Source organism: Methyloceanibacter superfactus, from assembly GCF_001723305.1.
In the GTDB taxonomy this organism is placed as follows: Bacteria; Pseudomonadota; Alphaproteobacteria; order Rhizobiales; family Methyloligellaceae; genus Methyloceanibacter; species Methyloceanibacter superfactus.
The window spans coordinates 225150-238484 of record NZ_LPWF01000023.1; the positions used below are offsets into that span (position 1 = coordinate 225150).

A 13335-nucleotide genomic window follows, 5' to 3' on the forward strand; every position below is an offset into this window, starting at 1 on the left:
ATTCCCCGATCCTGACAAAGCAAAGCGGCCCCGGAATGACGATCCCAGGGCCGCTTCAAGCACGTCCGAATTCGAAGGCGCGGGGTTAGCGCCCCAAATCGCGCCAGCTCTGCTCGCGCACGTCGACGCCGTAATAGGACGCCGCCTTCTTGATGTTGGCGAAGGCCAGGTCGCGGTCGCTGTCCGAAACGCCGTCGACCTGATCGAAGCGCGCCAGGGCATCCCTGACATGGTTCGCGTCCGTCAGCGGCTCTTTGCGCTGCAGCGGAAAGGCGAAGACGCTTTCGGGCAACTCCGCGCGATTGTGAATCTTGCCGTGCTCCGTATCGGGGCTCCAAGTGGCTTGCATGGACTGACTCCTCCTAGGGTTGGGACTTAGGCTTCGTTCCCTGCAAATTCTCTTGCGTCAGCGCTTTCGCGTTTTCGGTCCGCTAGCCTCGCCGAGGTCCGGAACATCCTCGCCGAGCGCCGTGGCCAAATCGATCAGATGATCCTGCTCCTGGACGAGAATCTCGCGAATCTGCTCCGCCATGGCGAACTCGCCCAGCGCCTCGCACTGGCGGACCCGCGTACGGTAATTGCGAATGGTTTCGGCCTCATTATCCAGGTCGAATTTCAGCATATCCCGCGCTTTTTCCGAAGTTTTGACCGGCTTTGCGGTGACGCTCGGCATCTCGCCGAGATAGTCGATCTGCCGGGAGATTGTGAGAGCGTGCTGCAGCTCCTCGTGCGCATGCTGCTCCAGCTGACTGGAGATGCTCATATACTCCGCGCCCTTGAGCACCTGCGAGTAGACGACATAGGCGATGATCGCCTGGTACTCGCGCGAAAGGTCCTCGTTCAAAAGCTTCGCCAATTTGCTGCGTGTGACGCTGTCTCCAGCCATGTCTTCCTCCTTGGGTGCTCGGCTCGTTCGCCTGCAGGCATCGTTACGCGTCGCTAATAGGTATACCTGCACTGTGTGCAACGCGAGCGGCGGCTATTGAGTTTCCGTTGCACTCGTTGAAACCTGTAAGCAAACTCTGAAAAGCGAGCGTTGGTTTGTCGGTATTTCCTCTTTCACAACTCGCCACGGGCAAATAAGCGCCAGGCAGGACGAGACGCCATGCAGCAATTGATCTCTTCATTTCCGGCGCTTTGCTATTGCGTAGCGCTCGTGCTCGGGTTCCTGGAGGTTCCGCAACCCTTCGGCAGCGCGGCACTCACGCCGCTCCTCCAATGGATGCTGTCGCTCGGCCTCGGCCTGCCGAGCCTTTGGGCCGCGCTCTCGCACGCGGTCTTCTCCGAGCGGGTCGCCGCATCGATCGGCTGGGCGCCAAGCCCGTTTCAGAAGGAGATTGCCGGCGCCAATCTCGGCATCGGGCTCGGCGCCATTGCGGCCTCGGCGCTCGGGCCGCAAGCCGCCTGGGCCATGACCATCATGCGCCGGCTTCCTGTGGAGTGCGGCATCGGTCCACATCGCCGACATGGTGCGGCGGAAGAATTTCGCCATCAACAATGCCGGACCGATCTTCTGGTGGGACATGCTCATCCCGCTCACGCTGTTCATCGCGCTGGTCATTCACGCAAGCTGAGGCAATGTGGCGGGCTCAAGCGGCCCGCACCGCCATCATGCGGTCCAGCGCGACGGCTTCCGCCTGCCGCAAGGACTCCTGCGATTTTGCCGCGCAACAATCGCCGGCTCAGCCAGCCCCGCAGTGAACGGCGAGCCAGATTGTCGGCGGCTCGGCGCGGGTCCAGGTCACCCGATGGCGGCAATGGGCGGGAAGGCAGAGCCAATCGCCCTCCTCCAGCGCCCGGTCCTCGTGCTCGCCCTCGATCCGCAGCCGCGCGGCACCCGCCACCAAGAGCACGAACTCGTCGCTCTCCTGGTCGTACCATTCGCCGTCGGGGGTCGCCTGGCCGGTGGAGACGATGCGCTCCACCCGCAAGCCCGGCCGCCTCAGCAGGATATCGACCACTTCTTCCGGAAGCGGCTGCGCCGGCAGGTCCCGACGCACGCTTCCCGTTGTCGGCGCGCCATCGGCCTCAGGGGACAAGATGCGTCACCTGATAGAAGCGCTCCAGCCACTTGCCGTCCTGTTTGACCAGGATCGCGGTGATGAACACCTTGTGGTCCTCGATCCGTTCGCCTTTGAACGATCCGTCCAGCTTGGCGGTCACCGTCCGCATGGCGGCATCCGGCCCCAGCAGCACGACGGTCGGCTCGGAAAGATCGGTTTGCTCGTATTTGAGATCGGGCAGCGATGCGATGACCTCCGCGACCGAGCGCGGCGCACCGTAATAGGGCGTGACCGACACATGGTCCGGCGTTATCAAGGCCTTGATAGCCGCGGCGTCCTGCGCCTCGAAGGCCTCGTCGAGCTTGCCCACGGCATTGTCGACTGCCTCGATGGTGGCCACGTCCCCCGACTGGCTGCACGCCGCGGCGGCGGTCAGGATAACAAAACACATCGCGGCAAGAAGCGTCCGCATGCTATTCTCCTTTGGTCGATGTTGACTGTTGTTGCTCGTTCGCATTTGACTCCGTCCGGCGCAATCGCACAACAGGCCGCCATGACAGATTCTCCCTCATCGCTCACCCGCGACCGCCCGTTCGTTAAGGGGCGCGCCGCCCTGCTCGTCATCGACGTGCAAAACGGCACCTGCGGACCAGCCGAGGTGGAAGCCAGGCCTGAGTTTTACAAGGCCACGGCGCTGCGCGTGATCCCGAATATCGCTGCCCTCATCGCCGCCTTCCGGGGCGCCGGGCTCGAGATCATCTATACGGTGATCGAGAATCTGACCGCGGACGGACGCGACCGCAGCCTCGACTACAAGCTCTCCGGCATGGGGTTCCCGAAGGGCTCGCACGAATCTCAGGTGGTCCCGGAACTCGCCCCGCTCGCCGACGAGTTGGTCTTGCCCAAGAGCTCCTCGTCGGTATTCAACTCGACCAATCTCGACTATCTGCTGCGCAATATCGGCATCGAGGACGTGGTCGTGACCGGCTACCTCACCGACCAGTGTATCGACCATGCGGTGAAGGACGGGGCCGACCGGGGTTACTACATGACTTGCGCGCATGATGCTTGTGCCGCCGAGACGGAAGCGCGGCACGCAGCCGCCATCCAATGCTTCCAGGGCTATTGCCGACTGCTCTCCACCGAGGAACTCCTCGACCTCGTCCCCTTGAGTTGACTTGCCCCGCCTTTATTCGTTCACGAGTTTCAGATCGAATGGCTTGAGGTGCTCCTCGCTTTTGAGGGACTCCGTGAGGCCCAGCATGTCCTTCACCCTGGCCGAGGAATAGAGGCCGGTGGTGCAGGTCTGCTCGGAGTAGGTATCCGTGACGATCACGTAAGGGCTCTCCTTCGTGACGATATTGCAGGAGCAGACGGCCTTGGTCGGATCATCCTTATCCACGATGCAAGGACGATCGTAGCAATTCGCCCAGGGCCTATCGTTGTTACAGGAGGCATAGCTCTTGACCGGGAAATAGCGCGACACGACCTGCTTGCCTTCCGGACTGTCGATGGGCTCGTGGCACGGCGTGCCGCCGACGGAGTATCCGGTTTTCACGTCGCAGTCGCAGAAGACGGTGCCTTGTCCCTCTTCGATCGGGGTGCATTTCGCCGTCGTGCACAGCGCATAGGTGCTCTCGCACACGATATTCGTTGGCTTCGTCTCATCGCTGCTGCAACCCGCAAGAGCGAACGCCCCGAGCGATAGGAGTGAGAGCGTCAAAACTGTCTTCAACATGCGGCACCTCCTGCGGCGGCGAACGTAGCAAGGACACGGCGACACGCCCAGACCTATGCAGGACACCGTTAGCGCGCGGTTAGCACCTCAATAAACCTCTGCGTAGCGCGCGCAGAGCTCGTCCGGCGCCAACTCGGCGACAAAAGCGAGCTCGGACCGCTTGTGGCGGAGATAGGCCTCGAAGAAGGTCGGCCCCAACCAGCCCTCCACTGTCTCGCTCGCCGCCATGACGTCGAGCGCCTCGCCCAAAGAGTGCGGCAACGGCCGGCTTGATTCCGGCAAGGCGAGGTTCCGCGCAAGTCCGTCGGCGCCGGCGAAGATCAGCGCGCCGAGGGCCATGTAAGGACTGGCGGCGGCATCGCAGACACGGAACTCGAGATTGAACTGCGCCGCCCTTTGCTTCCCGTCAGCCGCCTCGAACACGGGACACACACGCAGAGCCGCGCCGCGGTCTTGGGACTCGATATTGGCGACGGTCGGCGCCCATCGGTTCGGCGTCAGCCGCAAATAGGAGGCCGGCGACGGCGCGGTGATGGCGCAGATCGCCTCCATGTGATGCAGCACGCCCGCGGCGAAATGGATCGCCGCCGCGCTCAAGCCGAATGGACCATGGGGATCGTAGGTGGCGGGCGCACCCTCCTCCTCGTGCAAGCTGAAATGGATATGCACGCCATTGCCCGCGCCGTCGGCCACCGGCATCGGCGAGAAGATGGCGCGATTGTCCAAGCGGAAGGCGGCGCCCCGCGCCATCTCGCGGGTGATCACGCCTTGATCGGCCGCGCGCAGCGCCGTCTCAGGCGCCACCGTGACCTCGTATTGCCGTGGCCCATACTCGGCGAGGAAGGAGTCCGGCTTGGCGCTCGCCGCGCGGATCGCGCCCGTCAGCATCTCCCCAAACACGCCTTGGCGGCGGAAGGCGCTCAGACTGTAGGCGTGACCAGGCAGATCCTCGACGCCGGTATAGACGAACTCCTGCTCGAAGGCGGCGATCAGGTGAAGTCCGCCTGCCCGCTTCAGCGCCGCCACCGCGCGCCGCAGGAAGTTGCGCACGCAACACTCCCAGGGGCTGCCATCGATGTTGCAGATGTCGCCGAGAAAGAAATGCTCCGGCGCCGAGCCGTCGCGAAAATCCACATGCACTTCCGCCGAGGGGTCCGGCACGATCATGAGATCGCCCCCGGTGCCGAACGGCGTATCGAAGATCGGCCCGAAGCAGGTCTGCATCAGATTGGAGTGGGTCCAGCCGATGCCGGTCTTGCGCCGGGCGGGAAGCTCCGCGGCCGGAAAGCCCTTGCCCCGCACCAGCCCGGCGATGTCGCAGGTCCCAACGAAAATCAGTTCTTCGCGCAGCATGACACCCTCGAGATCGGCTCGTGAGCGGCCAGTCTACGTCAAGCGGAGAAAAAAGACGTTACCCGCGAGATGGTCGTGATCGCGTCGTCACGAGCGGCGGATATGCGCCCGGAGCGGCTCGTTGGCCGTGGTCAGGAACTGCGCCGACAAGGTCCACAGCTCCTCGGCCTGGCTCTGAAACAGACCGGCATTGTCATGCCAGTAGTTCATGCCGAGCCGCATCGCCTCCATGGGGCTCTTGGCGGCAGCAAGATCGCGCGCCAGATCGAGGCCGGCATTCATATTGGCCTGGGCGATATCGACGAGCTTCTGATTGACGGCGAGCGCCGCCGGCATCGCCGCCTCGAAGGACTTCTCCAACGTTTGCACGGCGCTCTCGATCGCATCCTCGACCGGCTCTGACAGCCTCTCCTCCGGCTTGACCGCGTTGACCAGCACCGGCGGCTCTGGCGCAGGCGCCGGTGCGGGAGCTTTCGCCGTCTCGCGGATCACCGTCTCGTCCATCTTGGCGGCCGAGACGTGCTTCTTCGTCGGCGTCTTGCTCGCCGGCGCTTTGTTTGCCGAAGCCTTGTTTGCCGAAGCCTTGTTTGCCGGAGCCTTATTTTCCGAAGTCTTGGCTTGAGGTCGTTTCGGGCGAGTGGCCATGTGAGTTCCCCGCTATGCTGAGGGCCGCGCCTAATCCTTCATCACCGATGCCGCCGAATTGAGCGGATCGGCGATTAAGAACGCGTCCCGCGGCCATTTTGCGGCGGTCCACGAAGAATACCGCCGGCCGCCAATAGAGTCTTGCACGAGCCGTGCCGCCTCGATCCCCTCGCCAAAACGCTTGGGTCCGCTAGACCGCGGCGCGGGCGGCCGCGTCCAGCGCGGCGAACTCCTCCGCCGACAGTGTGATGTCGGCGGCGGCTACGTTCTCCTCCAGATGCGCCACCTTGGACGTGCCGGGAATGGGCAGCATGACGGGGCTGCGAGCCAGCAGCCAAGCCAGCGCGATCTGACTCGGGCTCGCGTCATGTGCGCGCGCCACCTCGTCGAGAATAGAGCCGTCTTGCGCCAGCTCCCCGGCCGCCAGCGGATACCACGGGATGAAGCCGATGCTGTGCGCGTCGCAATAGTCGAGCACGTCCTCGTGTTTGCGGTCGGCGAGGTTGTACAGATTCTGCACCGTCGCCACCGGGAAGACCTTCGCCGCGGCCTCGATGTCGTCGACCCCGACCTCGCTCAAGCCCACATGGCGGACGATGCCGTCGTCGATCAGCGACTTCACGGCGGCGAACTGCTCGTCGCGCGGCACATCCGGATCGACCCGGTGAAGCTGCCACAGGCCGATCTGCGACACGCCGAGCTTGTCGCAGCTCTTTATCGCCTCGGTGCGCAAATGCTCTGGATCGCCATTGACCTTCCAGGCGCCGGCGCGCGGCCGCGTGAACCCCGCTTTGGTGGCGATCAGTATGTTGTCGTAAGGATAGAGCGCCTCGCGGATCAACTCCTCGGAAACGTCCGGCCCGTAGGAATTGGCGGTGTCGATGAAATCGATGCCGATTTCGGGGCAACGCTTCAGCGTGCGCAGCGCCTCGTCGCGATCCTCGGGCTCACCCCAAACCCCGGCACCGGTGATGCGCATGGCGCCGAAACCGAGGCGGTGGATGGCGATCTCGCCGCCGATCTTAAATGATCCGGATCGCCCCGCGTCGAGTGCGCTCGTATCAACTGTCATTGGGTCTCCCGCTCTCTCTGGACCGCGCGGCGCGGCTTCTTGCGTGCTTGCAAGAGTTCCCGGCATTTGCGCACGGCATTCCACAACAAGAATACCGTCACCGCCGTCGCCATGAGGCCGGCTCCGACAATCAACATCGCTGGAAACCCTTCGCGGACGCTCTATGCTGAGACGCCCCGCCTTCCCATTTGGTTCCGCTTCCATGCACCGCGCCGAGGATCCCCTATTCTTCACTCTCCTGGTAGAGAGCTATCGCCGCATCGTCGGCCAAGAACCGCCTTTCCTAGCGCCGCCTTTGCTTGCGCCAGAGGCCAGGCCTTCGGCAAGCTGGCTTTACGCGGAAGCGCCCGTCTGTGTGTTGGCCCATAATACCGCTCCGGACCCGCACTTCATCTATGCAAATAGATGCGCGCAAGATCTGTTCGGCTACACGTTTGACGAGATCACGGCCCTGCCGTCGCGCCTGTCGGCAGAGGAGCCGGCGTGGGGCGAGCGCCAGCGCCTGCTGGAGCAAGTGGCGAAAAACGGCTTCGCCACCGGATATTCGGGCGTGCGCATCGCCAAATCGGGCCGCCGCTTCCGCATCGAGGACGGCGTCCTGTGGCAGCTCAAAGACCGCAACGGCAGTCTACGGGGCGTCGCCGCGACATTCGCCAAATGGCGCGATGTCTAGCGACCCCTAGTGCTTGCGGCGATTCACTTCGGCTTGTGAGACCTCGCCCGACTGCACCAGCGCCCTGACGCAGCTCTTGGACAGGCTCTTGCCGTTGCGGTCCATGCAAGAGCGCAACGCCGTCGTCTCCAAGCCGTACTCGCTGCAATATTTCTTGTAGTCCGCCTGGCAGAACTGCTGAACAGCCTTGCTGTAGGATTGGGCTTGCGCCGTGCCGGCGAGGCAAACGGCGGAAACGGATACGGCGAGCAGCGCCGCGCAAATCGTCTTCATGAGTGGATCCCCCTCGAACCTCGGCTTCGGAACCTACCCAGACCAATTCCGGGGTTCAAGACTGGTTCCCCGCCGATGACGCGGAATTCACATTAAAGACGGCGCGTGTTGACGCCGCGCCACAGGTCCCGGGAAAGACTTGCAACCTGCTTGCGCGGCGTCCGCTCCGAAGTCCGGGGCGCGGCGGTTTATGAAGCTTGGACCGCCTTGCGCACCGTCGCGGGGTCCGACGGTACGGTATCGTCGCGCTCCTCGATTTCCTGGCCGAGGCACCACTCGGCCATCTTCAGGTGCTCCTTGACCACATCGGGGGAGTGCGCATCGACGGCGCGGGCGATGAATTTCTTGGCCTCAGTGACATAGTCCATGGGAGTCCTCCTACCAGCACGCGCCGGATGCGGGCGCCCCTGAGACATGCGGGCTCATCGCGTCGTCGATAAGCCCCTCGCCTCCGCCGCGGGCGGAACTGCGTCACCTACCGTACGGACTCCCGCCGCCTCGCCCCTGCGCCCTCGGACGAAAGCGCCCATATGCCTCCGCGCTGGGGGTGTTCACAGCCTAAGGAGGAAACGCCAAAGATGAAAACGCTGATCGTCGCATCTCTCTTGGCCATCGGGTTGGCGACGCCGGCCATGGCCGCGGGCGAGAAATATTTCGTGACCGTGGACACGGTCGGCATGTGCTCGGTGATTCTGGATATACCGGGCACCGAGCTCAGCGCCGGCAAGACGTCCATCGGTGCCGCCGAGGGCTATGACTCCATGGACGATGCCAAGGCGGCCCTTGCCGAGATCAAGGACGAAAAGTGCAAGGGCGTCGTCGTCGGCTAGAGACACGCCAAACGAGGTGCCCGGGCCCGGCCCGGGCGCCTCTCAACTCGCGGCCAGTTCGACCTCAAAGAGAATCCAAAGCAGCGACAGCGCCATCACGCGCCGCTTCGTCTTCGGTTTCTCGGATGTGTCGCGCACCAGCCGCATGGCCCGGTAGCAGCGGCAGGCGATCCGCTCGAGGCTCGCCCGATCCAGGATCCGGATCAGGGCGCGTTCTCGCGCGAAGACGCCGTGCTGCTCGAGCTGCTTGAAGGCCTCGGACACCGTGGGACGGCGCACGCCGAGACTGCGGGCGAGCGCATCCTGCGTGACCGGCAGCGCATCCAGATCGCTGCGGTCCTGCGCCATCAAAAGCCAGCGCGCCAGACGCTTCAGCACGGGATGACGGAGACCGCAGGCCGCAGATTGCGAGCTCTGCATGAGACCCTCATGCAGATAACCGTCGAGGGCCGCACGCAAACTCGGGAAGTCTGCCGCGGCGTGCTCGAGAACCTCGATACCGATGCGCAACGCACTGCCGCCGACCTGCACGAGATGACCGAACGTCGAGATCCTGTCGCCGAGCAAGGCCGTGCTGCCCACCACGCCGTCCCGTCCGATCAGCCACACTTCCACGGCGTGACGCTCGTCGACCTTGGCGAGAACGGAGACGAGGCCTTCCTCGACGAAATAGAGATGCTCGATGGGGAGGCCCGCATGCTGCAGGACACGCCTTGGGGTCAGGGAAACGCGCTCGAGCAGGGGACCAAGCCGCTGAAGCTCATCCTCAGGCAGGGATTGCAGGAGACGATTCCGCGGGCGAAGCGTCTCCGCGCAATAGGCCAAGCCTGAGTCAGACTGCCCGGTCCACATGCGGACGAACCTCTCGTGCCGTTGATCAAGCCCCGAAAACGGCGGAATCCCGGAAGAACGCCTCCGCGGACCTCGCGCATACCACTCCTGTAGATAAGCGCGCCACCGCCCGGTTCAAGCCGCCTGCCACGTCGGAACCTCCAAAGCGTTGGGGAAGCGACTGCCCGTCAATCCGCCCTAGTGGTCCGAACCTTCGGACTCCATGATCGAATCCGCCGGCTGGTCCGTATTCGCCTCCAGGTCCTTGATCACCTCTTCCTCCAGCTTTTTGAGCTTGGACTCGTCCTTCGGGACCTCCGCGGCCGAGTCCGTGGCGGCTCCTTTTGCTGGAGCGGCGGCATCCTCCTCGGCATGGGAGGGCGTCGGGATCGACCCAAGGCCTATCACGAGCGCGGCGGCGAAAAGTCCGGCAGACAGTTTGATCATCTGGGTGTTCCTTCGATTGATTGATTCTAGCGTTGGCAGGACGACGGTGCGGGCAGCCCCTTGAAGCGGTCGTTGATCCACTTGATGGCGGTCGGCGCGGCATCGCGCGCGGCGAAGATATGCGACACGCCGGGAAGCTCGACAAAGGCCACGCGCTCGCCCTTGGCGCAGAGCGCCTTGGCGAAGCGCTTGGTGACCTGCGGGTTGACGGTCGTATCGGCGGTTCCTTGCGCGATGAACACCGGCGCCCCGGCGCGCGCCTGACCCGGCGAGTTGCGCAGCATGATTCCTTTCCAGGGGTCCGTCTTGGTCGGGTCGATCTTCAGGAACCGCGCTGCCTGCAACCGCTTCGCGTCCTTTTCCAGCGCCTCGAACTGCGCGATCGACGTAAGGCAGCCCCGCGCCGTTGCGTTGAAGGCCGTCATCACGTCAGGCTCGACAATAGTCGCGGGGGCGACGTTCTCGAGCCGCGTCCAGGACAGCAGCGCCATGGCGATCAGGTCCTGCTCGGTCTTCGCGTCGTCTTCGAACAGGTCCACCAGATAGGTGGCGGGCGCGCGCCGCGACGCCGACGAGCTTGAGCGCGCCGGTAGCGGGCGGCGAGCTGGCCGGTGAAAAGCGCGGCGTGGCCTCCCTCGCTATGTCCCCATACGGCGAAGCGGTTGGACGCGCCGCTGTTCTTGAACTGTTGCGTGGCCCGCACGGAATCCAACACGGCGCGGCCCGCGCTCTCGCCGATCAGATAGGGGTGCACGCCTTCGGTGCCGAGCCCGGGATAGTCGGTGGCGACGACCACGTAGCCGTGGCCCAGCATGTCCCTCAGGTTCCAGATCAGTCCGGCACGATCGGGATAAAGCGACGGCGCGCAGTCCGGCGCCACGCCCGACGTCGGATGCGCCCAGGCGATGACGTTGCGGCCGCCGGCGGGCCGGCCCGGACGGGATGAAGATCGCGCCGGAGACCGGGATCGTCTCGCCCTTGAGACCGGTGGAGCGGTAGAGAAAGCGGAAGGCGTCGCTATCGCCGGGACCGCCGCTTTCGAGCGGCCACACCCGGATCAGCGTGCCCGGCTTCCCGTGGATCTCGCCGGGGCCCACGTCATACAGCGCTTCGGCGGCGTCGCCGCCGAAGCCGAGAAAAAGAGCCACCGCGGCCGTCCCAACCACTCTGGACACGGACCTCGCGGCCCTGGCGCGCGGGCCTATGACGTCGTGTGCGAACAATTTCACTGCTGACCACCGGAAGGTTGCCACCCACACCCGGGCGGTGTTGGAAGATCGGTTCGGCCCTCTCGTCGACGGCGTTGTCTAGCACGTCGGAAAGGGCCGAGCTTGCTTTACCGGCTCGCCGATCGGCGCGTCTTGCCATTTGGCGCCACGACCATGTCCGCGCCACCACTCCGCTCAAAGACGTCGGCAAACCTATCTTGCAGGCAGGGTCTCTGCTAAGCCTGCGCCCGCGATGCTCGACCAACCCTTCTGGTTTTTTGCGAATTTCGGCGAACTCGAGCGCGGCCTGTCGGCGGCGATGGTCACCTTGTCGATGCTCGGCATGGGCGCGACGCTGACGGTCCGCGATTTCGCCACCACGCTGTTCGCCTGGAAGGGGCTTGCCGTCGGCATGGCCGCGCAGTTGCTGCTGGTCCCGGCCTGGGCGGGACTGATGATGTTCATCGTCGGCTTGTTCCCGGCGGACTTCGGCGGCTTGTCCGCGGCCGGCGCCATCGGCATCGCCACGGGTCTCGCCCTGATCGCCGCCATGCCCGGCGGGTCCGTGTCGAACCTGCTGACCTTCATCGGCAACGGCAACGTCGCCTTGTCCGTGTCGCTGACGGCGATCACGACCTTTGCCTGCCTCGTGGCCACCCCGGTCGTGCTGGCCTCGCTGGTGACCGTGCGGGTGCCGGGCGACTTCGCCATCGACACGTCTCAGATCATGCTGGACATCGGCTTGTTCCTGATCGCGCCGCTGCTGGCCGGCATGGTCGTCCGCGCCCACACGACGCTGCCCCAGCAAATCCTCTTCATCAAGCTCATGGTGCGCGCGAGCCTCGTCCTGCTCGCTCTCATCATCATCGGCTCGCTTGGCGCCGGCCGGCTGCAATTCGCCGCCTATGGCTGGCTGGGACCGGCCATCATCATCGTGTTCTGTCTCGGCGCCGTCATCCTCGCGCGCCTGCTCGCCACCGCCTGCGGCACGGGGCAACGCGACTCCCTGGCGATCGTCATCGAGGTCGCCGTCAAGAACGGACTGCTGGCGCTGCTGATCCTGACGTCGATGTTTCCGAGTCACATCTTGGCCGCGGCCGGCCCCGACGCCAGATGATCGCCGCGGCGCGCGACGGCTGCATCTTCGTCGTGCTGTTCTTCAGCGGCGTCGCCTTGGCCACCGGCATCCTGTCCGCGCTCCGCTGGCGCAGGATCCTCGCACCCCGCTAGGGGCGCCAATCTCAATCCCTGATTCACCGCGTTTTCAAACCGGCCGCTGCCGTCAACGATTGCGCCATGGGTGGCCTCTAGACTCGGCAGGATCGGGAGGTTGCATCATGGTCAGGAACAGCATAGCTGCCTGCCTTGCCATTGTTCCTTCGATGGCGGCGGCGATCGTGATTGCCGGCTGTAGCGTTAGGGTACCGACATCCGCGCTACCGGAATTCAGGCTCAGTCCGCCGCTCGAAGAGACCGACGCGACTGCACTCAAGACGAGAACAGAACCGTTGCGGGGCACGCTCTAAAGCGCCGCAATGGTCCTGCAAGTTGTCGACTAAGTTATCGACAGAGACGGTGCCGACCCCGCGATCGGGACGGCCGTCAAAGAGCGAAAGGGAGTTTTGCCGATGTCTCGAAAGCTGGCTTTGATCCTGCTTTGCCGGTGCTGCTGTTTTCGTTCAGCGCCCAGGCCTTGTCCGCCTTGCCCGTGCCGGCGCAAACCGCCGCGGGGGATGTGACCTTGGTGCGCGGTTTCTGCGGTCTCGGGTTTCACCGCGGCCCGTATGGCGGCTGCATCCGCAACGGCACCGTGGCCGCGCCGCCCATAGTGGTCTCGCCGCCGGTCGTGGTCGCGCCGCGCTATACGGCACCCGTCGTGGTGTCGCCGCGCTATGCGCCGCCGCCCGTGGTCGTGGAGGAGCCGGTGTGCCCCTACGGCTACTATCTCGGCCCGTATAACCGCTGCCTGCCGTACTGAGTCCAACCAAGTCGGCGCCGCCTTTATGCGCTACCGGCCTCTGGCCTGCTTGAGCGCATGTTTATGCGCTACCGCGCTTCGCGCTGCTTGAGCGCATGGTTCATTGCCTCGCCGCTTTCGCGCGAGTCTTGTCAAAGAGCTTTTGTCCGCGCTACCGCGCTTCGCGCTGCTTGAGCGCCTAAAGGACTGCGGGGCACCGATCGGCCGCGTCCGACTGCAGTTGTAGGGCGCCTCTCGGCGCCCCGCATCCGGCGATGGTTTTACAGCCCCCTTCCGCACGGCTT

General features: G+C 64.5%; 20 protein-coding genes and 1 pseudogene. 7 read left to right on the forward strand and 14 right to left on the reverse strand.

Annotated elements, in window-relative coordinates:
- Positions 1-85: 85 nt before the first annotated feature.
- Both AUC69_RS07260 and AUC69_RS07265 read right to left on the reverse strand, forming a co-directional pair.
- Positions 86-349, reverse strand: a complete 264-nt coding sequence (locus AUC69_RS07260; protein WP_069441544.1) for a DUF6582 domain-containing protein — start codon at positions 347-349, stop codon at positions 86-88.
- A gap of 57 nt (positions 350-406) precedes the next feature.
- Positions 407-886, reverse strand: a complete 480-nt coding sequence (locus AUC69_RS07265; RefSeq protein WP_069441545.1) for a ferritin-like domain-containing protein — start codon at positions 884-886, stop codon at positions 407-409.
- Between the two features lie 219 nt (positions 887-1105).
- Between AUC69_RS07265 and AUC69_RS19675 the strand changes: the two are divergent.
- Together AUC69_RS19675 and AUC69_RS19315 are read left to right on the forward strand one after the other, a co-directional pair.
- A pseudogene (locus tag AUC69_RS19675) lies at positions 1106-1411 on the forward strand (DUF6790 family protein); the annotation flags it as partial.
- 22 nt (positions 1412-1433) lie between these two features.
- Positions 1434-1574, forward strand: a complete 141-nt coding sequence (locus AUC69_RS19315; protein ID WP_342018552.1) for a DUF6790 family protein — start codon at positions 1434-1436, stop codon at positions 1572-1574.
- 108 nt (positions 1575-1682) lie between these two features.
- Here AUC69_RS19315 and AUC69_RS07275 read toward each other — a convergent pair whose 3' ends face one another.
- A complete protein-coding gene (locus AUC69_RS07275) occupies positions 1683-2000 on the reverse strand; it encodes a cupin domain-containing protein (RefSeq protein WP_069441547.1) in 318 nt (105 codons plus the stop codon).
- Positions 2001-2028: 28 nt separating this feature from the next.
- Positions 2029-2475 carry a nuclear transport factor 2 family protein gene (locus AUC69_RS07280; protein WP_069441548.1) on the reverse strand — a complete coding sequence of 149 codons (447 nt, stop codon included), beginning with the start codon at positions 2473-2475 and terminating at the stop codon, positions 2029-2031.
- Between the two features lie 81 nt (positions 2476-2556).
- Here AUC69_RS07280 and AUC69_RS07285 point away from each other — a divergent pair, with 81 nt between their 5' ends.
- Positions 2557-3180: a cysteine hydrolase family protein gene (locus tag AUC69_RS07285; RefSeq protein WP_069441549.1), complete on the forward strand. Its 624-nt coding sequence runs from the start codon at positions 2557-2559 to the stop codon at positions 3178-3180.
- Between the two features lie 12 nt (positions 3181-3192).
- Here AUC69_RS07285 and AUC69_RS07290 read toward each other — a convergent pair whose 3' ends face one another.
- From AUC69_RS07290 to AUC69_RS07305, 4 genes are all read right to left on the reverse strand, one after another.
- Entirely contained in the window at positions 3193-3741 is a 549-nt protein-coding gene (locus tag AUC69_RS07290; protein WP_069441550.1) for a hypothetical protein, read from the reverse strand.
- 87 nt (positions 3742-3828) lie between these two features.
- On the reverse strand, positions 3829-5094 hold the full coding sequence (locus tag AUC69_RS07295) for a type I glutamate--ammonia ligase (RefSeq protein WP_069441551.1): 1266 nt from the start codon (positions 5092-5094) through the stop codon (positions 3829-3831).
- Positions 5095-5181: 87 nt separating this feature from the next.
- The gene (locus tag AUC69_RS07300; RefSeq protein ID WP_158008045.1) at positions 5182-5598 is read right to left on the reverse strand and encodes a phasin family protein; all 417 of its coding nucleotides are present in this window, start codon (positions 5596-5598) and stop codon (positions 5182-5184) included.
- Between the two features lie 331 nt (positions 5599-5929).
- The gene (locus AUC69_RS07305) at positions 5930-6811 is read right to left on the reverse strand and encodes an aldo/keto reductase (protein WP_069441553.1); all 882 of its coding nucleotides are present in this window, start codon (positions 6809-6811) and stop codon (positions 5930-5932) included.
- Between the two features lie 202 nt (positions 6812-7013).
- Here AUC69_RS07305 and AUC69_RS07310 point away from each other — a divergent pair, with 202 nt between their 5' ends.
- Positions 7014-7484 (forward strand): MEKHLA domain-containing protein, encoded by a 471-nt coding sequence (locus AUC69_RS07310; RefSeq protein ID WP_069441554.1) that lies wholly within the window; start codon positions 7014-7016, stop codon positions 7482-7484.
- Positions 7485-7490: 6 nt separating this feature from the next.
- On the opposite strand, the gene AUC69_RS07315 is transcribed toward AUC69_RS07310, so the two are convergent.
- Both AUC69_RS07315 and AUC69_RS07320 read right to left on the reverse strand, forming a co-directional pair.
- Positions 7491-7757 (reverse strand): hypothetical protein, encoded by a 267-nt coding sequence (locus tag AUC69_RS07315; protein ID WP_069441555.1) that lies wholly within the window; start codon positions 7755-7757, stop codon positions 7491-7493.
- Between the two features lie 188 nt (positions 7758-7945).
- Positions 7946-8125, reverse strand: coding sequence for a hypothetical protein (locus AUC69_RS07320; RefSeq protein WP_069441556.1), 180 nt, complete (start codon positions 8123-8125; stop codon positions 7946-7948).
- 210 nt (positions 8126-8335) lie between these two features.
- Here AUC69_RS07320 and AUC69_RS07325 point away from each other — a divergent pair, with 210 nt between their 5' ends.
- Entirely contained in the window at positions 8336-8587 is a 252-nt protein-coding gene (locus AUC69_RS07325; RefSeq protein ID WP_069441557.1) for a hypothetical protein, read from the forward strand.
- Positions 8588-8629: 42 nt separating this feature from the next.
- Here the strand turns inward: AUC69_RS07325 and AUC69_RS07330 are convergent, their stop codons facing one another.
- The 4 genes from AUC69_RS07330 to AUC69_RS07345 form a co-directional block, all read right to left on the reverse strand.
- Positions 8630-9439 carry a Crp/Fnr family transcriptional regulator gene (locus tag AUC69_RS07330; RefSeq protein WP_083239190.1) on the reverse strand — a complete coding sequence of 270 codons (810 nt, stop codon included), beginning with the start codon at positions 9437-9439 and terminating at the stop codon, positions 8630-8632.
- Between the two features lie 177 nt (positions 9440-9616).
- Positions 9617-9865, reverse strand: a complete 249-nt coding sequence (locus AUC69_RS07335) for a hypothetical protein (RefSeq protein WP_069441559.1) — start codon at positions 9863-9865, stop codon at positions 9617-9619.
- A 26-nt stretch (positions 9866-9891) separates the two neighbouring features.
- On the reverse strand, positions 9892-10404 hold the full coding sequence (locus AUC69_RS07340; RefSeq protein WP_069441560.1) for an alpha/beta hydrolase family protein: 513 nt from the start codon (positions 10402-10404) through the stop codon (positions 9892-9894).
- On the reverse strand, positions 10362-10745 hold the full coding sequence (locus tag AUC69_RS07345) for a lipase family protein (RefSeq protein WP_069441561.1): 384 nt from the start codon (positions 10743-10745) through the stop codon (positions 10362-10364). Before AUC69_RS07345 ends, AUC69_RS07340 begins: the two co-directional genes overlap by 43 nt.
- A gap of 581 nt (positions 10746-11326) precedes the next feature.
- On the opposite strand from AUC69_RS07345, the gene AUC69_RS07350 reads away from it, so the two are divergent.
- Together AUC69_RS07350 and AUC69_RS17755 are read left to right on the forward strand one after the other, a co-directional pair.
- Positions 11327-12190, forward strand: a complete 864-nt coding sequence (locus AUC69_RS07350) for a bile acid:sodium symporter family protein (protein ID WP_069441562.1) — start codon at positions 11327-11329, stop codon at positions 12188-12190.
- Positions 12191-12736: 546 nt separating this feature from the next.
- On the forward strand, positions 12737-13051 hold the full coding sequence (locus AUC69_RS17755) for a GCG_CRPN prefix-to-repeats domain-containing protein (RefSeq protein ID WP_193427407.1): 315 nt from the start codon (positions 12737-12739) through the stop codon (positions 13049-13051).
- The last annotated feature ends 284 nt before the right edge of the window (positions 13052-13335 follow it).